At 65.1% G+C, this 24,622-nt stretch carries 15 protein-coding genes; 8 read left to right on the forward strand and 7 right to left on the reverse strand.

The window, feature by feature from the left end; genetic code table 11:
- The first annotated feature begins 319 nt into the window (after positions 1-319).
- Positions 320-1,159 (forward strand): RNA polymerase sigma factor RpoH, encoded by an 840-nt coding sequence (rpoH, locus tag AADX97_RS18410; protein ID WP_374235073.1) that lies wholly within the window; start codon positions 320-322, stop codon positions 1,157-1,159.
- Between the two features lie 250 nt (positions 1,160-1,409).
- Entirely contained in the window at positions 1,410-3,506 is a 2,097-nt protein-coding gene (locus AADX97_RS18415) for a YgiQ family radical SAM protein (protein ID WP_374235071.1), read from the forward strand.
- A 78-nt stretch (positions 3,507-3,584) separates the two neighbouring features.
- On the opposite strand, the gene AADX97_RS18420 is transcribed toward AADX97_RS18415, so the two are convergent.
- Positions 3,585-4,907: a BPSS1780 family membrane protein gene (locus tag AADX97_RS18420; RefSeq protein ID WP_374235069.1), complete on the reverse strand. Its 1,323-nt coding sequence runs from the start codon at positions 4,905-4,907 to the stop codon at positions 3,585-3,587.
- A gap of 85 nt (positions 4,908-4,992) precedes the next feature.
- Positions 4,993-6,954 (reverse strand): hypothetical protein, encoded by a 1,962-nt coding sequence (locus tag AADX97_RS18425; RefSeq protein ID WP_374235067.1) that lies wholly within the window; start codon positions 6,952-6,954, stop codon positions 4,993-4,995.
- 219 nt (positions 6,955-7,173) lie between these two features.
- On the opposite strand from AADX97_RS18425, the gene AADX97_RS18430 reads away from it, so the two are divergent.
- Positions 7,174-12,144 carry an AAA family ATPase gene (locus AADX97_RS18430; RefSeq protein ID WP_374235066.1) on the forward strand — a complete coding sequence of 1,657 codons (4,971 nt, stop codon included), beginning with the start codon at positions 7,174-7,176 and terminating at the stop codon, positions 12,142-12,144.
- 238 nt (positions 12,145-12,382) lie between these two features.
- Complete coding sequence (locus AADX97_RS18435; RefSeq protein ID WP_374235064.1) at positions 12,383-12,778, forward strand: hypothetical protein; 396 nt, start codon at positions 12,383-12,385, stop codon at positions 12,776-12,778.
- A gap of 131 nt (positions 12,779-12,909) precedes the next feature.
- Here AADX97_RS18435 and AADX97_RS18440 read toward each other — a convergent pair whose 3' ends face one another.
- Positions 12,910-13,233 (reverse strand): sel1 repeat family protein, encoded by a 324-nt coding sequence (locus AADX97_RS18440; RefSeq protein WP_374235063.1) that lies wholly within the window; start codon positions 13,231-13,233, stop codon positions 12,910-12,912.
- 241 nt (positions 13,234-13,474) lie between these two features.
- On the opposite strand from AADX97_RS18440, the gene AADX97_RS18445 reads away from it, so the two are divergent.
- From AADX97_RS18445 to AADX97_RS18460, 4 genes are all read left to right on the forward strand, one after another.
- Complete coding sequence (locus tag AADX97_RS18445; RefSeq protein WP_374235062.1) at positions 13,475-14,731, forward strand: DUF1015 domain-containing protein; 1,257 nt, start codon at positions 13,475-13,477, stop codon at positions 14,729-14,731.
- A 195-nt stretch (positions 14,732-14,926) separates the two neighbouring features.
- Positions 14,927-17,140 carry a bifunctional (p)ppGpp synthetase/guanosine-3',5'-bis(diphosphate) 3'-pyrophosphohydrolase gene (locus AADX97_RS18450; protein WP_374235061.1) on the forward strand — a complete coding sequence of 738 codons (2,214 nt, stop codon included), beginning with the start codon at positions 14,927-14,929 and terminating at the stop codon, positions 17,138-17,140.
- Positions 17,141-17,189: 49 nt separating this feature from the next.
- Positions 17,190-18,263 (forward strand): phosphotransferase enzyme family protein, encoded by a 1,074-nt coding sequence (locus tag AADX97_RS18455; RefSeq protein ID WP_374235059.1) that lies wholly within the window; start codon positions 17,190-17,192, stop codon positions 18,261-18,263.
- Positions 18,264-18,496: 233 nt separating this feature from the next.
- Positions 18,497-18,856: a hypothetical protein gene (locus AADX97_RS18460; RefSeq protein ID WP_374235058.1), complete on the forward strand. Its 360-nt coding sequence runs from the start codon at positions 18,497-18,499 to the stop codon at positions 18,854-18,856.
- Here the strand turns inward: AADX97_RS18460 and AADX97_RS18465 are convergent.
- From AADX97_RS18465 to pglZ, 4 genes are read right to left on the reverse strand one after another with little or no spacing between them, the layout of a single operon-like run.
- A complete protein-coding gene (locus tag AADX97_RS18465; RefSeq protein WP_374235057.1) occupies positions 18,828-20,369 on the reverse strand; it encodes a DUF4080 domain-containing protein in 1,542 nt (513 codons plus the stop codon). The two genes, AADX97_RS18460 and AADX97_RS18465, sit on opposite strands and share 29 nt — an antisense overlap.
- Positions 20,370-20,393: 24 nt before the next feature.
- The gene (brxL, locus tag AADX97_RS18470) at positions 20,394-22,466 is read right to left on the reverse strand and encodes a BREX system Lon protease-like protein BrxL (RefSeq protein ID WP_374235056.1); all 2,073 of its coding nucleotides are present in this window, start codon (positions 22,464-22,466) and stop codon (positions 20,394-20,396) included.
- 14 nt (positions 22,467-22,480) lie between these two features.
- Entirely contained in the window at positions 22,481-22,789 is a 309-nt protein-coding gene (locus AADX97_RS18475) for a hypothetical protein (RefSeq protein WP_374235055.1), read from the reverse strand.
- Positions 22,686-24,569, reverse strand: a complete 1,884-nt coding sequence (gene pglZ / locus AADX97_RS18480) for a BREX-1 system phosphatase PglZ type A (protein ID WP_374235054.1) — start codon at positions 24,567-24,569, stop codon at positions 22,686-22,688. Before pglZ ends, AADX97_RS18475 begins: the two co-directional genes overlap by 104 nt.
- Positions 24,570-24,622 lie beyond the last annotated feature (53 nt).

Genomic DNA, 24,622 nt, shown 5'->3' on the forward strand with positions numbered 1-24,622 from the left:
GCTTGAACAGGTTCCCGAGATTAAATCCCATAATTGTTCAGGGTAATAAGGCGCCGCGGGGCGTTCTCGAAAAATGGAACTTGAATTACAGCGCGTTGTTTCTAAGCTTTATTTTTAATCATCAGCGCTGACGATGAAAATAATCGGAACATACGATCTTGATTTTGACCGCCCATCTCTTGTCGAATCCACGAACCTCTCCTAGAGTCTGGTGAACTTTTGTCGCGGTCTAAGCTCCAAAACCCCGCCAAAGGTGCTGGCTAAATCCCGAGCACACTGCTAGGATATTTTCCAAGGTAACTAACTCAGGTATCGGAACATGGCCAAAGACTTCGCTCTCATGCCGACGGGTACGATCGACTCCTACATCAGCGGCGCCTACCAGATTCCGGTCCTGACCCCGGAAGAAGAGAAGTCGCTCGCGGTAGCGCTGCGCGACCACGGCGACATGGAGGCGGCAAAGCGGCTCGTCACCTCTCATCTGCGTTTCGTCATCCGCATCGCCAGGGGCTATCTCGGTTACGGGCTGCCGCTTCCGGATCTGATCCAGGAAGGCACCGTGGGGTTAATGAAGGCGGTCCGCCGTTTCGAGCCAGACATGGGCGTGCGTCTCGTCTCCTTCGCCGTGCACTGGATTCGGGCTGAGATCCACGAGTACATCCTGCGCAACTGGCGGATCGTCAAGGTCGCGACGACCAAGGCTCAACGTAAGCTCTTCTTCAACCTGCGCAGCGCGAAGAAGCGTCTGGGCTGGTTCACGAAGGAAGAGGTAGAGGCGGTTGCTGCAGATCTGGGCGTAAAGCCCGAAACCGTCCTGCAGATGGAATCGCGGTTAGCCAATCAGGATCTTTCATTCGACGGTTTGGAGGACGACGATGACGACTCGCCTTCCGCTCCCTCGACCTACCTGCCCGACCTGCGGATGGAGCCCGCCAAGATGCTTGAGCGCCAGGACACCGAGCGCGACCAACATCAGCGACTCTATTCCGCGCTGAAAGGTCTGGACGAGCGCAGTAAGACGATCCTGCGCGAGCGCTGGTTGTCGGAGAAGAAGCAGACGCTTCATGAGCTTGCGGAGCAGTTCGGTGTGTCCGCCGAGCGCATTCGCCAGATCGAGAAGAATGCGATGAAGAAGCTGAGGCTGCAGCTCGAGGTGTAAGCTGGGCCGGGCGTCGGGGCGAGGCAATCCTCGCCTTTCACGTCCGGTCTCGCATTCGGCACCGGAAACGCCTAACGGCCATTCCGACCCTCGCACACACCTGATTCAACGCGGTAACCGCCTGACTGGTGCCCACCGCTTTTTGTTTGGCCCTTCCAATGGTCCAGGATTCGGATGCTAGTCCATTTTCATTGATGCAACGGATGGATAGACTTGAACCTTCCAGGGCCGTTCAACCGCTTGATCCAGGATGATAACTGCGCCAGACATTTTCTCCTTCCGCAAGCATTGGGCCCACAAGCTTGGGACCGCCCCCGAGCTGCCTGTGTCGCGCGCCGAGATGGATCTACTCGGCTGGGATAGCTGCGACATCGTGATCTTGACAGGGGATGCGTACGTCGATCACCCCTCGTTCGGTATGGCGATCATCGGGCGACTGCTCGAGTCGCAGGGGTTTCGGGTTGGCATCATCGCCCAGCCGGACTGGACCTCGGTCGAGGATTTCCGACGCCTCGGACAGCCGAACCTCTTTTTCGGCATCACCGCCGGCAACATGGACTCGATGGTGAACCGCTACACCTCCGATCGGCGACTGCGCTCCGACGATGCCTACACGCCGGACGGCGCCGCCGGTCGCCGCCCCGACCGTTCGGTGACCGTCTATGCCCAGCGCGCGCGCGAGGCATTCAAGGGCGTGCCCATCGTGATCGGCGGCATCGAGGCGAGCCTGCGTCGGATCGCCCACTACGATCACTGGTCCGAGCAGGTCCGCCGCTCCGTCCTGGTGGATGCGAAGGCCGATCTCCTGATCTATGGCAACGCCGAGCGCGCACTGGTCGCGCTGGCACACCGCTTAGCACGAGGCGAGCCGATCGAGCAGATCCGCGATCTGCGCGGGACCGCCTTCATGACCCGCGGCAGTCCGGAGGGCTGGTCCGAGATCGATTCAAGCGGACTCGATCGACCGGGACGGGTGGATCCGCATCCGGATCCCTACGCGGTCGCCTCGAAGGAGACCGACGCGAACGCCTTCCCGGTGACCCCGGATGGGGCAAAGCCCATTCGGTTTCAGCCGCGACCGCAACGCACGGATCGGACCCGCACGGTGGTGCGCCTGCCCTCGTTCGCACAGGTCCGCGACGACCCGGTCCTCTACGCCCATGCCTCGCGGGTCTTCCATCTGGAAACCAACCCCGGCAACGCCCGTGCGATGGTCCAGGCCCACGGCGACCGGGATGTCTGGCTCAATCCGCCGCCGATCCCGCTGACCACCGCCGAGCTCGACCGGGTCTACGAGCTGCCCTACAGCCGCCGACCGCATTCGAGCTACGGCGAGGCGCGGATCCCGGCCTGGGAGATGATCCGCTTCTCGGTCAACATCATGCGCGGCTGCTTCGGCGGCTGTACCTTCTGCTCGATCACCGAGCACGAGGGCCGTATCATCCAGAGTCGCTCGGAGGAGTCCATCTTGCGCGAGCTCGAGGAGATCCGCGACCGAACCCCGGGCTTCACGGGCACCATCTCGGATCTCGGCGGACCAACCGCCAACATGTACCGGCTCGCCTGCAAGGATCCGCGTATCGAGGCGTCCTGTCGGCGTCCGTCCTGTGTCTACCCGGACGTCTGCCCGAACCTCAATACCGATCACGCCCCGCTGATCCGGCTTTATCGCCGTGCACGTGCCATCCCGGGCATCAAGCGCGTCCTGATTGCCTCCGGGTTGCGCTACGACTTGGCGGTGCGCTCGCCCGAGTACATCCGCGAGCTGGTCACGCATCATGTCGGCGGTTATCTCAAGATCGCCCCCGAGCACACCGAGGCCGGGCCCCTAAGCAAGATGATGAAACCCGGCATCGGAACCTACGACCGCTTTAAGGAGCTGTTCGACCGCTATTCGCGCGAGGCGGGCAAGGAGCAGTATCTCATTCCCTATTTCATCGCCGCCCATCCGGGTACCCGCGATGAAGATATGCTGAATCTGGCGCTCTGGCTCAAGCGCAACGGCTTCCGCCCCGATCAGGTGCAGGGTTTCTTGCCGACACCGATGGCAACCGCCTCGGCCATGTACTACTCGGGTCGCAACCCTTTAAAAAAGGTCACGCGTGATTCGGAGCGAGTGCCCGTGGTGCGCAAGCAGCGTCAGCGGCGTCTACACAAGGCGTTCCTGCGCTACCACGACCCGGAGAATTGGCCGCTGCTGCGCGAGGCCCTGAAGGAGATGGGTCGTTCCGATCTGATCGGCAACGGCAAGCGCCATCTGGTGCCGGCCTTTCAGCCTGCCGGCACGGGTCTCTCGCCGGAAGGTCGCCGTCGCCCCGGTCGTCCGGCCGCGCGAAATCGCGGCTAAACCGCGTCCGGAGCGGCGTGCGTCGTTTGGATCGTTCATTTGGCTTCGGAGATATCCTTGATCCCAGTGAGACGCGGTTTAGGGGTAAAAGATATCGCGATAGGCTGTATAAATCGCGATGGTCAGGACGGGCATGACCACGAGGAGCCCGAGCATCAGGGGTAGGGAGCCCAGGATCACCAGCACCATGGCGATGAGCCCGTAGATGAGGAAGGGCAGGATATTCTTCAGGCAGCCGGAGAAGCTCAGCCCGAACGCCTTGAGCACCGGGACTTGATCGAGTGCAACCAGGCTCGGGGCGAAGAACATGGCCATCGCGAGCGGGATACCCAGCAACATCGCCACTAGCACCGGAAGGAGGATCATCGGGTTGGTGAAGACCATTGCCATGTCGTTCGGGTCCATCATCGACAGGTCCAGCCTGCTTCCCATGGAGGCGAAGACGGCGGCGAACAGCGCGCCCGCGATAATCACGATGCCGATCGCCAGCAGCAGATAGACGACACCCACCAAGGCGAGCGGTCCCGGGCTCTCCGAGACACCCGCAAAGAGATGACTGATTGCGAAGCGACCCTCCCGGTATTGACGGTGCGCGCCGATGACGAGTCCGGCACTGAGCATCGGCGTAAGGATCGTGACGGCCAAACTGCCGATCAAGGGCACGATGCTGACCAGGATCAGGATGATGTAGAACAACACAACCGCCCCGATCCAGGCCCCCGGTTGAGACTTGAACAACTGCCATGCCTCGGTGATCCACAGCAAGCCGTGTCCGACGGGCCGTGGTTGCGGTGCCTGCAGCGCGTCCTCCTCGCCGTCGGTGCGCGGCGGCGTCAAATCGGCTCGCGGCGGTGCGTAGGGATTGTCGACCCGGCTCGGTGGGTTCGGCGGAATCATCCCTCGGTTGGCAAGGTAGCGCTCCACAACCACTCCGCAGGCCTGACAGATGCCGGTGAGCTCGGAGACGGCGTCGGCGCCGCATTTCGGACAGCGTGTCTGATCCGCCTCGGAGCCACCGTCGAGCCGGACGTTGTCGGTTCGTCGTGTGCCGTCCTGTCGCGTGTTGTCGGACCGTAGCGATCCCTCGGTGCCCAACCGCTGCGGTGTCGGCCTGGCAGGCGCCGCGTCCGGTCGGCTACCCGCGGGTGCCGGTGCGGTCTTCGTCGTGGATTCGGGCTCGATGGTCACCTTCAGTCCAATGGTGCTGAGGGCGTCCCGATAGCGCTGCGCCTCCGCGGACGTCAAGCTATGCTTCAAGACTCGGCCGGGTCCGCCGAGGATGAGATCCCGCGCGGTCTCTTCCTGAAGTTTGAACTTGGCCGCCAGCCGCGGCACCACCTCCTGCAACGCATGGCCGGCCATGAGCTCGCCGGCGTAGAGGATCCGATAGCGTCCTTCCATCGCAGTTCTCCTGAGAAAGCCAGTGATACGGGAGCGGCTCGGTCAAACAATGTCCAACAGCATCGCATACCCTGCCGGGCGCGGTTTAAGCGGTCAGGCGTCTTAGCCAGGCGAGGACGCCCGGCTCCGCCGCCCAGACGTCACGCATCGCCTCCCGGTACATCCACGCTTGGTCGTCGCCGCCGGGGATGGTGTCGGGCGGGGCGAACCGCGGACGTTTGATGCGCTTGCGGGTCAGATAGTGCGGGATTCTCGGCAAGCGGTTAACGGCGGTCGTCAGCACCAGGCGTGCCCTATCCTGCCGCCCGAGGCGGTAGAGTGCGAGCACTTCGCCGTAGGCGAGATCCGCCAGTCCATCGTTCGGAAAGCGCCGGGCCAACGCCAGCGCGAGCTCGTCCTGGCCATCGCGCAGATAATGATTCATAAGCTCCGCGCGCACGCCGTGGTTGTCCCGAGGATTCAGCCGCAGCAGGGTCTCGAGCGTTCGTGCCGCACCATTCGGCTCGTCCTCGTCGATCTGGCAGAGATACTGTCGGAAGAGCAGCCGCAACGCCGGGCGATTGGCGGGTGCAGACCAGGGAATCTGTCGGGAAGCGTCTTCGGGCAGCACCTGATCCAGAATCCTCCGCGCGCGTTCGAGGAGCGGACGCAACAGGAGATGGGAAATCCACGGCAATGCGCTTTCGGGATGCAGGTAGAGAGCGGTCGCGAGATCGTCCAGCACCTCCAGGCTGTCGGCAAGTGCGGGGTTCGCCTGCAGGTGATCGAGCCAATCTGGGGTCGACCAGAGGTCGATGTCCTCGTCCGGAACGAGCCTGGTGGAAACGGGTTTCGGCCACGTAAAGACCGATTTCCAGTCCGTTTCGAGCTGATGCACCGCCCCGGGGGCGCGCAGTCGCGCCGGGCTGGCGCCGTAGCGTGTGAGGCCGAGGTCGGTGTCTTCGTCGGCGCGGTCCGGCACCGGGGTATCGAGATCGTCGAACAGCGCAAGCTGCCCCGGCAGCCACCCGGGCGCATGGACATTCAGCAGCTCCAGGCGATAAAGAGGCAACGGACGGGCCTGAATCAGGGTGATCCAGTCGTGAAGGTCCAGCAGGACCGGGTCGAGGGCATCCGAATGGCTGTCCACGAGCGCTTCCTGCGGATCCTCGACGGCACGTGTGAGAAAATCCAGGACACCGGGATGCGTGAACCCGACCTGGCGGAACCGGAAGAGCCAGAAGCGGGCGCGCTCGCGAGCGATCCAATCCTTGTGCCGAGCCGCAAGCAGCGTAATCTCGAGGATCGCCGTACCTGGATTGTCCGGGTCGCTTCGCAACGCGGACATAAAGGCCGCATCGGCATCGGCGAAATCACCATCGTCGATCGCCATGGTGCAGCGCCGCTGCCAGGCGGCAGCCCGCAAGGGTCGGCTGCCCTCGGCACAAATCCGCGCGAGGAAGGTCTCCTTCTTGCGCCGATGACCGAGTCGATCGTAGGCATCGCACAGGATGTCGATCGATGGCTCGAATTCGCCGTCGAGGTCGTCGAGCGATCCCGCAAAGAGGGGTTCCAAAAGAGCGGCCGCGCGTTTCGGGCGATCCTCCGTCAACCAGCGATCGGCAATGCCCGCAAGCAATGGCTCGGGAACGGCGTGCAGGTCCAGCGCCTCGCGCAGACCCTGCTCGGACAACTCGTCGAGCAGGATCTCCCAAACCAGATCGCTCGACAGCTCCGGCACCTCGTCGAGGGCGCCGCAGCACTCGCGGTAAGGGTTTCCCGAGCCACAAGAGCAGGGTTCCTCGGGAGGATGAGGCGTCATCAAGCGGGTCTGGAAGGCGTAGGTCGGCTGTGGGGTCGCGTTCCAGATCGCGGTTCCGAGGAGATTGGCGAGCCGTCGCCGCTCGACCTCGTCGAGCTCGGTCCCGGACAACCCGAGCAGCTCGGGGAGATGAGCGCGCGCCCAGTCGAGGAAGCTGTCCGGATCCGGTGCAAGCAGGATCTGTCGCACGGAACGCTGAATCACCTCTTCGAAGCGTTCGGTATCGGCCATGTCGTGGTCCAGCATCGCGATCTCCTCCGTTGGATGGAGGCGGTTAGGGGATGCGCCCGCCGGGGCTGAAGCTGACTCGCGGCGGATCCTGCGTCATTTCATTGTAAACCCTCCCGGGCCGGCTGTGTCGATGACCTGAAACAGGTGATGCGCAAACGGCGAGCACCCATTCCGGTTCCGAAAAACCCGTTGGCCCCGAGTATAGTTGCGTCATGTCCGTTCCCGATCACCCCCATGACTGAGCACAAGGTCAGAGTCTTCGTCTCCTCGCCGTCCGATCTGGAGCACGAGCGTGCCCTGGTCAAAGACGTGATCGAGGCGTTGGCGCAGGAGTATCTGCCCTACTTCAGCCTCCAGGCCGTTCTCTGGGAAGAGGAGGCACTGACCGCTGTGCAGAGTTTTCAGGCCGGACTCCTGCGTCCTTCCGAATGCGAGATCGTGCTCGTCATGCTCTGGACGCGGCTCGGCACCCCGCTCGCGGAGGATCCCTACGAGGGCATGACGGGAACCGAATGGGAGTTCGTCGACGCGGTGCAGGGGTCGGCCCGCATGGGAACCCCTGAGGTCCTGGTCTACAAGAAGACCGCGCCGCGCATGGTGGACGTCAACAATGCCGCGGCGACCCGCGAGGCGCTCGCCGATCGGCATCGACTCGAAGAATTCTTCCGCGCCCATTTCTACAATGCGGACGGAAGCTTCAGCCGCGCCTTCAGACAGTTCGGCAACGATCGCAGTTTCCGCGAGTTGCTCGAAACGCAATTGCGCAAGCTCCTGAATCGACGCATCAGCGCGGAGCGACGCCTAACCTCCGAAGCGGGCGACTGGCGCGGGAGTCCCTTTCGCGTCGGTGCGCCTTTCGAGCTGGTCGACGACCGCGTCTTTACGGGCCGCGAGACCGAGACGCGCGAGCTGGTCACACGCTTGGAGGTGCTGCAAGGCTCCGGGCGCGGGCTACTCCTGTTGAGCGGTCCGAGCGGGGTGGGCAAGAGCTCGCTGATCCGCGCCGGGCTGCTGCCGCGTCTGATCCGGCCCTTTCTCTTCCCGGGCATTGCCGGGTGTCGCTGGGGTTTCGTGGATCTGGAGGATCCCGACCCGACCGAGGCACTGGCCGTCGCCCTCGTTGCGCCTGGTCTGTTGGGGCCGGCGCTGGACGGCTTCGGGCTCGATGTCGCTCGCCTGACGCGGTTGCTGGTGAGCGAGCCGGAGGTCGCAGTCGATCAGCTTCTGGCAGCGCTCGAGCAGGTGGCCGATGATCCGGCGAGCAGAAGCAATGCTGCGAACGGGCGTTTACAGCTCGCGGTTATTGTCGACCCGATCGATCGACTGTTTACCGAGACGATGCGGGCGGCGCCCCGAACCCGCGCCTTCGTCAAGGCATTGGCCCTGCTCGCCGCCCGAGAAGGCGTCTGGGTGATCTCCACGCTGCGCAGCGACTACCTGCGCCACCTCGGGGAGATGCCCGAGCTTGCCTCGCTCCTGGACGAGCAGAGCTGGTTTCGCTTGGAGCCACCACCCGCGGCACGGATCAGACAGGTCATCGAGATCCCGGCACGGGTGGCCGGCATCGAGTACGAGGGTATGGCCGGCGGACGCGGCTTGGTCGAGGCGCTCGAGTCGGAGGCGAGCCTGCTCGCGCACTGGCCGACCGTCCTCGAGCCCTTGCTGGACGAGCTCTACGGACTGGCGCGAGACGGCTCAAGCGATGCAGGATCCAACCGGAATCCGCCCCTGACACTTGCCGATTATCGCCGTGTCGGCGGCCTCACCGGCTCCGTGCTGCGCCGTGCTGACGCCCTCTGGGAGGCTTTGGATCACGAGGTCAGGGACGCGCTGCCGGTACTCTGTCGCGGCCTGATCGCCCTCGAGGGCGGAGGCGCGTCGGTGCTCGGTGCACGCCGCGGCGACCTGCGGATCCTGACCCGTCGGGCGGCGGTCGGCAAGCTCCTTGAGTCGCTCATCCAGGCTCGCCTATTGGTCGCCGAGGGTGTGGCCGATCCCTCGGCGCGGCTCGGCTGTACGCAGGAGGCGCCGCGCCTCATGGACGATCTGCGGCGCATCATGATGCAGACCGGAGAGGAATGGCGCGAGCGGTTGCGCAACAGGCGCGGCAACGTCGGGCGCGATGCGTCGGTGCCGTCGATCGGCGATTTCGAGGACGGGCCCGATCCTGCCATTATGGCCCCGGATGTGGATCGCGGCGAGGATCCCGACGCCTTGCCGGTCCTGCGCTGGGAGGACTATCGTGCGCTCGCGAGCTTCATCCATCCGGCCCTGTTCGAGCAGTGGTCACCGATCCGGGATTGGGTCGCGGACCCGAGCAACCGCCGCGATCTCATCCTGCGCTATCAGATCTCCCGCCAGGCGCGTCTGTGGAGGCGCACCGACTGCAATCGCGAGTACCTACTCGGAGAGGCCGGCTATGCCGCGGCGCGGCGCTTCGCGGATGCCTACGGCGAGGAGCTCGAGCCGTTGGAGCTGGAGCTTCTCGAGCACTCGCATCAACACCTCGTGCTGCAGCGACGGCGCAACCGGCGGGCCCGTCTCCTCGGCCTGACGCTGGCCGCACTCCTGGTCCTTGCCACCGGGGCGGCCTTCTGGGCTTGGGACGCATCGGGCGAGGCCACCCTGAACCTTCAACGCAGCCTGCTCAAGGCGGCCGATCTCGCAGTGCGGCAGGGCAACACACCGGAGGCGGTGCGACTCGCTCTCGATGCCGGTCCCTATCTGCCCGAAGCGGCGACCGAAACCCTGAGTCGCGCCTTCACCACGAACCGCCTGATCGCGATGGTCCAGTCCGAGGCGACGGAGGGCGACCAGCCGCTGCCTCCGGCGTTTCGAGACGACGGCGAGCGCCTGGTCACGCAATCCCGGGGCGAAGGTGCGCAGCTATGGGCTCTGCGCGGGCAGAGCTACCAGCCCGCGGGGCACCTGTCCGGTCCGGAGACCCCGATCCATTCGGTCCGCTTCGTCGGCATCGGCGAGCCGCAGACCATCCTGGGGATCGGCGAGACCGGGGTCTGGCGGCTCCCGGCCGAGCTCGGTCGGCAGCCCGACTGGAGCTGCGGCGCGCGCCCCGACAGCCCGATCGCACTGGACCGAGACGGCCGCTTTCTCGCCCTCTCCCACGGTGCGCCGCAGGACCGCTTTGCCGTCTGTCTCCTGGACCTGAGCCGCCCGGGCGCGCTGCTCTGGGATGCGCCGGTGCACGCGAGCGAGGTGCGCAGCATTGCCTTCGCGCCTGATGGCGAGCTGCTCGTGACCGCCTCGCGCGACGGCGCCGCGCGGGTGCTCGAGACCCGCACGGGAACCGAACGGGTGGTCCTGCCGACCAGCGGCGCGCTCGGTCGGCCGGCCAACGATGCCAGGTTCGACCCGACGGGTCGGCGGATCGCCGTGGCCTCCGCCGACGAGCGGATCCGCGTCTACGACCTCGACGGCGGGGAGCTTGCCGAGCTCGGCGTGGTCGAGCGCGACGGCAGGCGCATTCGCATCCACAAGTCCGCGGTGCGCGAGGCGGTGTTCTCGCCCGGCGGTCAGTATCTAATCGCCGGAGACGACGCGGGACAGGTGGTGCGCTGGGAGCTCGAGAGTCGCCATGCCGAGGTCCTAGGGCATCACGACCTGAGTGTGGAGCACGTGCGGGTGTCGCCGGGCATGGACGACGAGGATCGCGAGCCCCTCGTCCTCAGTGCGTCGCTCGACAAGACGGCGCGGCTCTGGGGTCTGCTCTCCGGCAAGGAGGTGGCGGTCTTCAGTCATGACGCGACGGTGACGGATGCGCGCTTCAGCGCCGACGGCCGTCGGGTTCTGAGCTACTCGGATCCGGACGGCTCGGCGCGACTCTGGTCGGTCAAACCGACCGAGACCCTGGCCTTCAATCTCCCCAGCGCCGACCATGTCTGGCATCTGGCGATGGCCGAGACGCCTGCAGCGCCGGGCGCCACATGGCCTGATTCCGCAGCGCCCGGCGCCGGGACGACGGCAGCGGGTTCGGAATTGGGGTCGGTCATGCTCGCCACCGCGGCCTTCGACGGACGGGTCGAGGTTTGGCAGTACGATCGTCGCGAAGATGCGCCGCCGCCGGTGCGCATCTGGACCCTGACGGGGCATCAGGGGCGGGTCCGCCGGGTCGCCTTCTCGCCCTCGGCGGATCGCTTGGCCAGCGCAGGTCACGACGGCACGGCCCAGGTCTGGGATCTGAAGACCGGCGGTGGCTGCCGCCTCGTGGTCGCCGCCGACGGTGCGCCCTGCAGCCCGGATGGCGGGCGCACCTGTCCGAACGTCCATCAGGCCCTGTTCGCCCCCGACGGACGGTGGCTGCTGACGACATCGAGTCATCTCGCCGAGCCGGTACGTTTCTGGGATTCGAAGGCCTGCGCCCCGCTGGAGGCTGCGCCCGGCTGGGGCGAGGGCGGAAGCGGGGTTCAAGCCGCCGCGGTCTCCGATGGCTTGGATGGAGCGACACTGGTCGCGACCGGCGACGACGGCGGCGACGTCCGGGTCATGCGGATGGACAGCACCGGCGACTGGGCGCCGGTGTGCGCCGCACAATGGCATACGGACACGGTGACGGACGCCGCCTTCTCCCCGGATGGTCGGTGGCTCGCGACCGCGAGCGAGGACGGCAGCGCCGCCCTAGCGGCTCTGACCGACGGCGGCTGCGCGCCCCCCCGGTATCTGGAGCCCCAAGCCGGCATCCTCTACAGTGTCGCGTTCGCGCCGGACAGCCAGGCGCTCGTGACCGCTTCATTGGATTCGAAGGCACAGGTCTGGGACCTGGACGGCGCCCTGCTCGCGGAGCTCGTCGGGCACAAGGATCGGATCTACGCCGCCAAGTTCAGCCCGGACGGACGCTGGATCCTGACCGCCTCGCGCGACGGCGCGGTGCGTATTTGGAGGCGTCCCACGCGTCCGAGCACGCTGCCGGAGGAGTCCTTTCTGACCCTCGACGGCGACCTCGGCGGGGTTGCCTACGCGGATTTCAGCCCCGACGGACATACCATCGGCGCGGCCTATTGGGAGAACGCCACCCTGCTCTGGCGTCTCTGGACGGAAGCGACCATGCCGGATCGTCGCCTCGAGGCGATCTGGGGCCGGGACCGCGCGCGCCTCGCCCTGATCCGCGAGGCCGTGCGCTTCAAGGCGGAGAACCGGCTCGACCGGCGCGATGGCGACATCTCGGCTGCGGCATCCCGGATCGAGTAGTCTCGCGGCTTGCCGCCCGGGGATCGGCCGTGGTTGCCGTATCGAAGATCCGCCAATCTCCTCGCCGGCGGGCTGCTCCTGCCGGCATCGCTTTCGTGGTCGTTGTCGAGTATCGATACGACCACGATTACGATTACGACAACGACAACGACAACGAATGGTCTCGACACATCTGCCGAGCTGCACTAGCCTCTTGGACGCGCAAGTATCAGTCCGCTCAAGCGAACGAGGATTGACCATGAGCCCTACCCCCGTCATCTCCTGCCTGCTCGGCGCCTTGCTCGCCACTTGCGCGACCCAAGCCGCCGCCTTCAAATGCATGCCGCTCTACGGCAATTGGTGCGGGATCGGGTACCCGGTCGCCGGGTTCCCTTCGCCGGTCGATGCCTTCGATGCGGCCTGCATGCGCCATGACATCTGTACCCTCGGCCCCGGCCCGGAGCAGGCATGCGATATCGCCTTCGTCGGCGAGCTGCATGCCGTCGCCGCTCAAGTCGGCTATCTCCCGCGACCGCTGCAATGGGCCGAGTATGTCATCCGCGTGAAGGCCGGTGGCCCCGTCGGCGGCATGCCGATGCCGTCGCCGTTCGATGCCTTCGGTCTGATGTCGAGCGTCGCCGCGCCTTGTTGGTGATGGATGAGCGCCTCGTTCGACAGAACCTTCGGCTGGCCGTAGGTTGTTCCGAGCCGTGCGAGGCACAACCAACCGTCGCCGGACGTTCTTATCGTAAGCACATCGGCGTATCGCTTTTTTCGTCGATCGCCTTAGTGCGTGGTCATCGACGCCGCGTGCGTCGCACGATGCGCGACGATCAGCTCTTTGGCCGCGTCGAACTCGGCATCGGTCATTTGGCTGCCGATGATGTTGCGTAACTGATCGGCGTCCGTGTCGCCTTGCGCAATGGCCAACGACAACCAAAAATGTGCCTGGGCGAGATCGATCTCGACCCCACGCCCCTCGGCATAGACGAGGCCCATCGCATACTGGGCGTCCATCTCGCCGCGTTCGGCCGCATCGCGAATACGCGCGACCTTCGATGGGTCGTTGCGCAGCAGGATCAGATCCTTGAGATAGTTGTTGTCGGTCATGCCGTCGATTCGGATTCGCGGGGGAAAGATCCACCCGAGTATAGAGCAGCCTTCTCGCGCTCGCGTCGCCGGCCGCGAGCCCGTCCGACTCCGCTTCGTCCGGCCCGGGTCTTCAGGCCATGCGGCGGTTCGACGCGTCGGATTTGGCCGAGGCTCGATCCGAGCTGATACCATTGGCTCGCGGACACCGACGTCCCAAACGCCATCCATCCAGTCTCGACGACACCGACGGTGAGTCTCCATGCCCCTGATCAAACCTTTCACGGCGCTCCGGCCGGTCCCCGCGCGTGCTGCGGACGTGGCCGCCCCGCCCTACGACGTGATGAACGCCGCCGAGGCACGTCGGCTGGTCGAAGGGCGCCCCTGGAGCTTTCTGCACATCTCGCGCCCCGAGGTCGATCTGCCCGAGGGCATCGATCCCTACAGTCCGCCGGTCTATGCCAAGGCACGCGAGAATCTCGATCGGATGCTGGGCGAGGGCCTGTTGGTGCGCGACGCGGCGCCCGGCTACTACCTCTATCGTCTGACGATGGGCGCGCATCGCCAGACCGGTCTGGTCGCCGCCGCCTCGATCGAGGCCTACGACAGGGATCGGATCAAGCGCCATGAGCTCACGCGCCCCGTCAAGGAGGACGACCGGGTACGCCAGATCGATGCACTGAACGCGCAGACCGGACCGGTGTTGCTCGCCTGCCGGGCGCGGCCGGACATCGATGCCCTGCTCGCCGGTCTCGCTGCCGGTCCCCAAGGCGGCCCGGCCGAGACGGACGTCACCGCACCCGACGGGATTCGACACGAGCTTTGGCCGATCATGGACGCGGCGCCGGTCGCCGAGCTGACCGCCGCCTTCGAGGGCCTGGACGCACTCTATATCGCCGACGGCCACCACCGCTGCGCCGCGGCCTCGCGCGTCGCCGCCCTGCGCCGCGCCGCGAACCCCGGTCATACCGGCGCGGAGTCCTACAACTTCATGCTGTCGGTGATCTTCCCGCACGATCAGATGCGGATCCTGGACTACAACCGCGTGGTCAAAGACCTGCACGGTCACAGCATCGACTCGCTCATGCAGCGACTCGCAGTCGCCTTCGAGATCGAGGGCGCACCGGGTCCGGTCGGTCCCGAGCGTCCCGGCGAATTCGGGATGTACCTTGCCGGTCACTGGTATCGGCTGGCCCTCCATCCGGGGCGGATCCCCTACGACGACCCGGTCGGGCGGCTCGATGTCAGTCTGCTGCAGGACAACCTGATCTGCCCGATCCTCGGCATTCAGGATCCGCGGCGCGACGACCGGATCGACTTCGTCGGCGGTATCCGCGGCCTCGAGGCACTGTCGGCGCGGGTCGACTCGGGCGAGATGTCGGTCGCCTTCGCACTGCACCCGACACGCATGGAAGACCTGATGGCGGTTGCCGATGCCGGCGAGGTGATGCCGCCGAAGTCGACCTGGTTCGAGCCGAAGCTGGCCGATGGCCTGGCGAGTCATCTGCTGACGGACTGAACCCGCAAGGAGCCTCGCGGCGTAAGGTCCGCAAAGCGGCGCGTCGGGTCTTGGGGGTCGGCGGCGCGTCGCGTAGGCATCGAAGATCCAGCCCGTGCGTTTTCTTTGCGCCTTTCGCGCCTTTGCGGTTCAACCGCGGAATTTCGCGGTCAAACATCCAAGATCGACCGCCGCTACCGAGAGTCGCTCCACGCCATGGTCAAACCCACGTACAACCTCCCCGAGTCGCATTGCGACGACGACGGGGCGATTCGTCACTGGCTCGACGGGTTGTCGAGCCATTATCCGACCGAGGAGATCAAGCAAATCGCCGGCGCCTGCACGGCGCTGACGCGCTGCCGCGGCGACCGGCGTATCGAGACCGGCGAGACGCATGTGCGCCATGTGCTCTCCACGGCGGATATCCTGGTGCGTTTGCGGATGGACTTCGAGACCCTGATCGCGGCCCTGCTCAACGGCTGCCTGGATCAGGGCGACCTCACCGAAGCTCAGCTTGAGGAGCGCTTCGGCCCGGGGATTGCGCGGATGGTCGGAGATCTCTCGCGCATCGGCCAAATCGCCAACATCGACGCCATCATCGCCGCCAAGGATCAGGACGAGCACGAGGAGAACCTGCGCCGCCTGCTGCTCGGAATCGCCGAGGACGTGCGGGTGGTGCTGGTGGTACTCGCCGAGCGCGTCCACCTGATGCGCGCCATCAAGGACCTGGAGCCGGAGCGCCGCGCCAAGATCGCGCGCGACACCCAGCGCATCTATGCCCCGCTCGCCAACCGTCTGGGCATCTGGCAGGTTAAGTGGGAGCTCGAAGACCTGAGCCTGCGCTATCTCAAGCCGGAGGATTACAAACGCATCGCCAAGCTCTTGGCGGAGCGCCGCGAGGAGCGCGAGGACTACATCGCAACGGTCATCCAGACCCTGTACGACACGTTCGGCGAGGCCGGCATCGCGGCCGAGATCACCGGCCGGCCGAAACACATCTACAGCATTTGGCGCAAGATGCAGCGCAAGGGGGTCGAGATCGCCGAGATCTTCGATCTGCGTGCGGTGCGCATCCTGGTCGGCTCGGTCGCGGACTGCTACGCCGCGCTCGGGCTGGTGCACGGACTCTGGAAGCACATCCCCAAGGAGTTCGACGACTATATCGCCACGCCCAAGGGCAACATGTATCGGTCGCTGCACACCGCCGTCGTCGGGCCGGAGGACAAGCCGCTCGAGGTGCAGATCCGCACCCACGAGATGCACCAGCATGCCGAGTTCGGTGTCGCTGCCCATTGGGCCTACAAGGAGGCCAAGGGCCACGACGCCGAGTTCCAACGCCGCGTCATCTGGATGCGGAACTGGCTGGAGCTCAAGAACGAAGGCGACGAGACCGGCGGCTTCCTCGAGCGTTTCAAGGCCGAGTTCGAGCCGATCCACATCTATGTGCTGACCCCGCAGTCGAAGGTGATCGAGCTGCCCAAGGGGTCCACTGCACTCGACTTCGCCTACGCCATCCATTCGGAGGTCGGCAATCGCTGCCGCGGCGCACGCATCAACGGGCGGATCGTGCCGCTGAACTACGAGCTGCGCAGCGGCGAGACCGTCGAGATCCTGACCCAGAAGAACGCCTCGCCAAGCCGCGATTGGTTGAGCCCGCATCACGGCTATCTGACCACGGCGCGCGCCCGTAATCGGGTCCGCCAATGGTTCAAGCAACTCGATCACGATCAGCATCTGCAAGGCGGCCGCGCCACGCTGGAGCGCGAGCTGAGCCGACTGGGTATCGCCGAGAAGCCGAACCTGGAAGAGCTGGCGACCCGCTTCAACTTCAGGCGAGGCGAGGATTTGCTGGCCGCGATCGGGCGCGGCGACCTCTCGGTTGGACAGGTCGCACGTCAGGTCGGGGAGCGCAAGACCGAGGAGATCAAGGAGATCGAGCCCAAGCTCCGCCAGCCGCACAAGCCGCGGGTGGAGGGCGCCACCGATGTCGTGGTGGAGGGCGTCGACGACCTCATGACCCATCTCGCCCCCTGCTGCAAGCCGGTGCCCTACGACTCCATCGTCGGGTTCGTCACCCGCGGTCGCGGCGTGACCATCCATCGCAAGGATTGCAGCAACCTCAAGAATCTTCCGCCCGCGGAAGCCGAGCGCCTCATCGCGGTGCGCTGGGCGGATCAACCCGCCGACGCCGGTTATTCGGTGGACGTGCTGGTGATCGCGGCCGACCGTAAAGGTCTGCTGCGCGATGTCTCATCCGTGCTCTCCGACGACGACGTGGACGTGCTCGGCGTCAATACCCATTCGGAGCGCTCCACGGACACCGCCGCGATGCGCTTCACCCTGGAGGTCAAGAACATGGCGCATCTGGAGAAGATCCTGGCGAAGCTGCAGCAGATCCCGGATGTCCTGGACGTGCGGCGGTCCTACTGAGATGCATCGTGGAGAGAGCGACGGGGCGCGACAGGCGCCGACGCACGCAGTGCTGACGACCATTGTCGAGGCATTCGAGATCCCCGCGCCGGTCGAGACAATCGATCCTTACGGGCGCGGGCTGATCAACGACACCTTTCGCGTCGAGGCCGGCGGAACACGCTACGTACTCCAGCGCATCAACGGCGCTGTCTTTCCCGATCCGTTGCGGATCATGTCCAACATCCAGGCGCTCGATCGGCAGGCGCAGCAGCACCTCGATCTCGGGTTCCGTGTCCCGGCGTTGATCGCGACCCGTGCGGGCGACGCGGGTCTGCGCACGCCGGACGGGAACGTCTGGCGTCTCATGACGCTGATCGAGGATGCCGTCGGCCTGCCCCGGATCGAGGATCCCAAGCAGGCCCGCGAGGTCGGCCGGCTCCTGGGCCGCTTCCATACCCTGCTGCAAGCGCTGCCCGCCGAGGCGCTGGGCGTCACCTTACCCGGATTTCACGACACGCCGGGCTATCTCGCGCGCTTTCTGTCGGTCCTGGAGCGGGTCGAGGGCACCCGGAACGACCCTGCGGTCGAGACCTGCGTCCGGTTCGCGATCGACCGCCAAGCGCTCGCGTGGCGACTCGCCGATACGCGCGAGCGAGGCGGGATCCCCCAGCGCGTCATCCACGGCGACCCCAAGCTCGACAACATCCTGTTCGACCGCGACAGCGGGCATGCACTCGCCCTGATCGATCTCGATACCCTGCAACCCGGCCTCATCCTGCATGACATCGGCGACTGTCTGCGCTCCTGCTGCAACCGCGGCGGAGAGTCCGCCGACGGGCACAACCGGGTCTCGTTCGATCTCGCCATCGCCGAGCCGATCCTCCACGCCTATGCCGAGCAGACGCGCGATTGGCTGAACGCCGAAGAGATCGCCCTGATCCCTGAAGCGATCCGTCTCATGCCCTTCGAGCTGGGCTTGCGTTTCCTGACCGACCACCTCGAAGGCGACCGTTATTTCAAGGTCGCAGAGCCCGGCGAGAACCTCCGCAAGGCCGGTATCCAATTCGCCTTGGTCACGGACATCGAAGGCAAGGCCGAAGACATCGGAGCGATGGTGAGCCGCTGTTTTCACGCCCCGTAGGTTGTGCCGAGCGGAAGCGAGGCACAACCAACCACCGGCGGATGTTGTGCTTCCTACCGTCAGCACAACCTACGGTGCTTCGACATGATCGTCACCACCCCCGTGTAGGGGCGACTTAAGTCGCCCCTTCATCGTTTGCAGCGATGCGCCGTCCGGGCGTTTGTTCCCGGAGATCACCGAAGGCGCCAACCGACGATTGCTCTTAAGGCTCATTCATCGGGACAACCGAAACCATGACCGCATCCGATGCCCGACTATTGTCATCCCTCGGCCACCTCGCCGAGCTGCTCGCCCGCATCGGGCATCCGCGCGCCGCGGAGGTTGCGGATCTGGTCGCCCTCTTCGCGGAGTCACCCGAGCGCGTGCGACACCGCCTCGACTCCAACGACTGGTGGGCCGGCGCCGGCTCCCTGGCGGCCGAGACGATGGCCGACAATCCCGGTCTGCCCGAGGCGGTCTGGCGCCGCGAGGTCCGCGAGTTTCGGGAGCTGATGATCGAGATCGGCGAGGGCTTGCAGGCAGACGGCGCTGCTAATCCGGGCATCTCGTCCTGGCTCCTCGCCTTCAACAACTGGAACGCGTCGGAGGTTTGAGATGACGCGCCTGGCGCGTCGGCAGCGTCCCCTCGGTCTTCGGTGACGGCGGTGGGATGCGCCGCGTGGGGTCGAACGATAGGCGTCCACGCGCCCCGCAGGCCGCATAGTCGCTGCGCAATGCCTGGGTTGCCGATTCCGCGATCCCCTGCAGCGACAGCCAGGCGTGCAGGCCCTCGTACAGTTGCTCAAGCGGGATGCCGTGCGTCCTGCCCGAGTGTGTGTAGAACCAGTCTGACCAAGCGAGAAAGCGCTCGAAGGGCGCCTCGCCCAGCAGGAGCGGCAGCGTGACCCCGAACCGCCCGGAATTACCCACCAGATCCCAATAGCGTGCGAACCGCGTCAGCCGCTGCAGGGTCGCCCGGTCGATGCGATCGCTCGCGAGCAGGCTGTAGGGTGGATCCGGGCTGAATACCAACCCGAACCGCTCGGCCTGCCGGCAGACCGGGGCGCCACGCAGCCGCTTGAGGATCCCGACCTGGATCTCATGCGGACCGATTCGCATCAGCCGATCGAAGCCGGCAGCGAACGAGGCCGGATCCTCGCCCGGCAGACCGATGATGAGGTCAGCGTGCAGGTGCGCGGTCGTGTGTGCATGCAGCCAGCGCAGATTGGCCTCGGCCTGCACATCGTCCTGACGCCGCGAGATCAGCGCCTGCACCTCGGGATTGAAGGTCTGCACACCGATTTCCAACTGCAGCGTGCCCGCCGGAAACGCCGCCAGCATCCCCTTCAACCGCTCCGGCAGATGATCCGGGACCAGCTCGAAGTGCAGAAAGGGCAGGTCGTCTGGGCGCTCCCGGATGCGGTCCAGAAAAAACCCCAGGATCGCCGAGGCGTGATCGATCTTGAGGTTGAAGGTCCGGTCGACGAACTTGAAGCGGCGAGCACCGCGCGCGTATAGCCGATCCAGCTCCGCGATCAGCGGCACGAGCGGAAACGGCCACGCGGTCCGATCCAGCGCGGACAGACAGAAGGCACACTTGAAGGGACAGCCGCGCGACGCCTCGACGTACAGATTCCGCCGGCGCAGATCCTCTTCCGAGAACTCATCGTAGGGAAAGCGGATCCTGTCCAGAGGCGGCTGTTCGCCCGCATGCACCTTCATCTCGGGCCGCTGTCCGTCGAGGATCGCGCGTGCCAGCCGGGCGAAGGTCACCTCGCCCCAGCCCGTCACCACATAGTCCGCCAGCGCGCAGATCGGCTGGGACTCGACCTCGTGACTCACCTCCGGACCGCCGAGCACGACCACCACATCCGGCGCCGTGTCCTTGAGCAAGGCGACCACACGCGTCAGAGGCGCGACGTTCCAAATGTAGACCGACAACCCCACGATACGCGGTCCCTCGGCTAGCAACTGCTCGACGACCTCCTCGGGCGCCGCGCCGAGCACGAGCTCGCACAGCATGCTCACCTCCCGCAGTGGCCCCAGATTCGCGCGCAGATAGCGCAACGCCAGCGAGGCATGCGCATAGCGGGCGTTCAGGGTTGCAAGGACGATCGCGGTCGGCATGCAGGGCTCCGGGTTCGGCGCCGCCTACAAGACCCGCACAAAGGTCACGTTGAACTCTTTGCACTGGCGGTGTTGCTGCAGCCGGTTGCTGAAGCTGAAGGCGTCGTTCAGCTCGAAACGCTGGAAGACGTCGAGGCCGCGGCTGAGGACGATCTTCCAGCCGTGATCCGTGGTGATGTCGCGATCATGCTTGGTGCCGCTGGTGTCGAACGCCCAGGTGAACTGGATGCCGATGGCGGCGCAGGCGTCGGCGATCTTTTGGAGGTTCTCGGTCTGCCGATCGCCGTTGTTCTCGTCCTCGACGGTCACGACATGCACGGCGACCTCGTCTTCCATGGCCTTGCGTTTACTGATGGTTTCCAGCAGCTCCATGAGGTTGCGCAACTGATGGAAGACGCGCAGGTAGGGGTCGGTGATGATAATGCGCGATGCGCCAGCGAGATAGGGTCCGAAGAGCGCGTCGAAGGTCATCCCACGCTGGTTCTCCTGAAAGGCGATATGCTGCTCCTTCGGCGTCGGCTCGACTCCAGCCGAGCTGCTCGGGCTCGGGCCGGACTGATTTGGCGCCCCAACGCTCGACTCGGCGCCGGCCGACGTGCCGGTCTCCGGCGCTCCCTCGGTGGTCAGGGTGCGGTGATAGGCGGCGGGATACTCTTCCTCCTCCAGCGTGCGCACCAGGCGCTCGTTGCCGTCCCGGTCGCAATAGGCGAAGCGCACGGGCGGATAGGTGGAGTCGATCCGCAGCAACTGATCCTTGACGCGTTTGCGACCCTCGATGGCGCAGCGCAGTACCTCTTCAACCTCGGCGTCGGTGGCTTCGCCATGAGGAAAGAGGATCTTCATCAGGCCGGAGAAGGTCTTGTTGATGCCGTCGCGATCACGGGTCGAGATGTCGGAGGAGAGGCTGAACAGTCCCTGGTATCGGTCGGAGAAGTCGTGGCTGCGCATGGATTTGAGGATCTCGGCCAGGTAATCCACGACAAAGCCATAGCCATCGGAAAACATCTCGCCACGGATCACGTCCACCTCCCAGCCCGGGATGTAGCTATGGATCCGGTCCAGGAAGGCTGAATCGTGAAACTTCTCGGGCAGCGGGTCGAACAGGTCGGAGTGTTTGAGCATGTAGGGCAGGGTATGGTCGGTGTTGCCGACGAACACCATGCTTGCCTCCGCCCCCGGGGTCTCAACGCCCCGCGAGAAGGATTTGTTGGCCATGTAGTTCTTCATGATGTCGACCAGGGCTTTGTCGACCCGCTTGGTCTTGCCCGCGAACTCGTCGAAGGCCACGACGTCCCAGTAGCCCACCAGGCCGAGCTTGCCGTTGCTGTTGTTCACGAAGAGCTTGGGCACCGTCACCTCGCCGCCCGAGATGAGGATGCCGTGGGGTGAGAACTCCGAGTAGATATGGGACTTGCCCGTGCCCTTGGGTCCCAGCTCGATCAGGTTGTAATTGCGCTCGCTGAAGGGAACCAGGCGGATCAACTGGCTGAGCTTGTTGCGGGTGCCGAACAGCGCCGGATTGAAGCCGATGCTTTGGATCAGCAGATCGATCCACTCGGCGGTCGAGAAGCGGCGGCGTGCCTCGACATACGCCTCGAAATCAAAATGCGACAACTGAATCGGCTTCAGCGCTGCCAGCACCCAGGGCGAGGCGTTCTTGTCCTCGGTGAAGAGATACTCCAGATCCGCGATACACCAGACCCCGCCGACCAGCAGTTTCGGATGCGCCTTCACCGTGGCCGAGTCCATCAGGACCTTCTTGACCCCGAGGTTGGCGAACTCGGCCTCGTAGGCGTCGGATTTGTCGTTGAGCGCCACGCTGATCCGGTCGATGACCTTGTGCCGCCCCTTCTCTTTGATCGTCGAGCGCACAAGCCCGGCCTCGTTGCGGTGCACATAGTGCTTGCGCAGGATCTCCTTGACCGTGTCGATACCGCTGAGGATGGTGGCCTCGTCATCGGTGGCGCAGTACTGGCCGAGCAGGTACTCCAGCACGTACGAGGGCACGATCGCGTTGCCCTTCACGGTCTTGACCAGATCCTTACGCACCACCAGCCCGGCAAAGTGCTGGTTGATCTTGTCGTCGAGCTGACTCATGGCGGCTTCCTAGCTCAGAAATCGAATTCGCTGGTGAAGGAGCGACGAATCGTATAGCGCACCGACTTGTTCTTGGTGAAGTGGCTGGTGCCCTCCACCCGCTCATCCAGGCGCAGCTCCACTTGCTGGTTGTTCGCCGCGTCGGCTTCGTGGCTGAGGATGAAACGCACCGCTCGCTCGCGTTCACGGGGATTCTCGGAGCCGAAATCGAACGTCAGCTCATGCTGATCGGAGATCGCCTCGCCCGCCAGCGTGAAGAGACCGGCACGGACGAAGCGGCTGCCGGAGCCCTTCAGACGCAGGCGTTTGATGGATTTCGGCACCTGCACCTCCAGGGTGCCGGCCAGCCCCAACTGCGCCGGGCCAAAGGTCTTGAAGCTGTCGTTCGCGCGCATCGCCGGTCTTGTCGATCAGGTTGTGATAGACGTAAATCACCTCATGCTCGCGCAGCAGCGCGCGCGAGTCGGTCTGGTTCATGGCCAGCAGGTCTTTGGCCAGCACCACCGCCGAGGCCGGGACGGCCAAGGCGAGGATCTTGCCGCGGTTGACCGAGCCTTGGGCGCTGTGGCCGTTCACCCGGGCATCGCCGCTGTCGTCTGCGGCGAGCTCCAGACTCCGGTTCGGCAGCAGGGCGGCCATCCCGAGCTGGGTGTAGCTCGGCAGCATCGCCAAAGCCGGCTCCAGCTCGGCCTCGAAGCGGTCCTCCCGCCGGATCAGGCTTTGCAGCTCCTCGCCGATCTCGTAGCGGAAGGCATCGGAGATCAGCACGCAGACCTTGGTCTTGCGTTCGAGAAAGGGCTGCACACGCCGATCGCAAAAGTGCTGCTGCGACAGGATCGGCGAGGCGTCCCAGCGCTCGGCGCCATCGACGAAGGCTTGCCAACGGTCGTTGAGACGCACCAGGTAATTGTTGGTGTAGAGGTTCTCGACCAGCGTATTGAGGTCGCCGAGCAACGAGGCTTGGCCGGATTCGCCGGCGTGATGCACAAACTTGCGATAGCGCTGGTCCAGCCGATACCAGGTCTTGGCGTACTTCTGCACGCCATCGGCCAGCGAGGTCATCTCGAGCTGCGTCATGTCCAGCAACTGTAGGAACTGGGCGGCGTGCTCGACGGCCAGATACACGTCCTTGAAGCGACCGAACCAATGGCTCTCGCGGCGCTGCCGGACCCATTGATCGACCTCCTGGACCGACACCGTGCGGGCCACCAAGGCGCGCACCAGCTCGCTGAGGATCTTCCGGTCGATCAGCTCGAAGGTGTCCAGCTCCATGAGTCTGCGGTAGTCGAGCGCATCTAGTCGCTCATCGATCCGCAGCACCTGCGCGCAGTCCTCGGAGAGGGCCTCGAAGCTCTCCTCGTGGGAACGGCTATCCTTCCAGCGTTTCATGAACACCAGGCTCTCCGACGACAGGCGCGCCCGGTGCTCCGGATCGGTGCCCATCAGGAAACAGCTTTGGAAGAGCTCGATCACGAAATCGCGCAGCCCCGGCTGTTCCGAGACATAGCCGTAGGTGCGCTTCATCTGTTCCCAGAGAAAGCCGTCCAGGCTGCTGCGCGTGATGAGCTGCATGCGGCGCTCGTCGCCTTTGGCGAGATCGCCCAAGAGCGCCTCCAGGATGACTTCCAGGCGCGGGCCGACGCCGACGCAAACCGCCAGCATCTTGAGCCGAAGGGCCTGCTGCGAATCGTCAGCCTCCAGCAGCGTCCGCAGCGCCTCGCGGCGCTGCCCCGATTCGAAGAAGGCGACATGCGCCTCCAGCAGCGGGTAGGCATCCTGCCCAAGCTCCAGCTCGGCAAGCCACAAGGCCCCCTGATCGGTGCGAAAACAGGTGCCGCTGGCCAGTTGGACATCCAGCAGCCAGTTCTCCAGCAGCGGCGGCTCCTCGCCCTCGCGGTAGAGCAGGAACTTCTGCTCGGGCTGCTGGCGCAGCACCCGATATTTGACGCCGAATGCGTTGTTGCTCAGCTCGATCTTCTCGACCCCGTCAAGCGCCAGCGCCTCGAAGTCGGCGCGAAACTCCAGACGGGCGTCGTACCAGAAGACGATGCGCTGCTTCTCGAACAGATTGGTCAGTACCTGAGTGATCTTGGGGTTGGTCATCCTGAATCCGTGGGTCGTCGTCTTGATCGCGGCCGATTTTGTTCATTCCACGG

Origin of the sequence: Thiocapsa sp. C2-2m (genome assembly GCF_041903745.1) — a bacterium.
Taxonomy (GTDB): Bacteria; Pseudomonadota; Gammaproteobacteria; order Chromatiales; family Chromatiaceae; genus Thiocapsa; species Thiocapsa roseilacustris.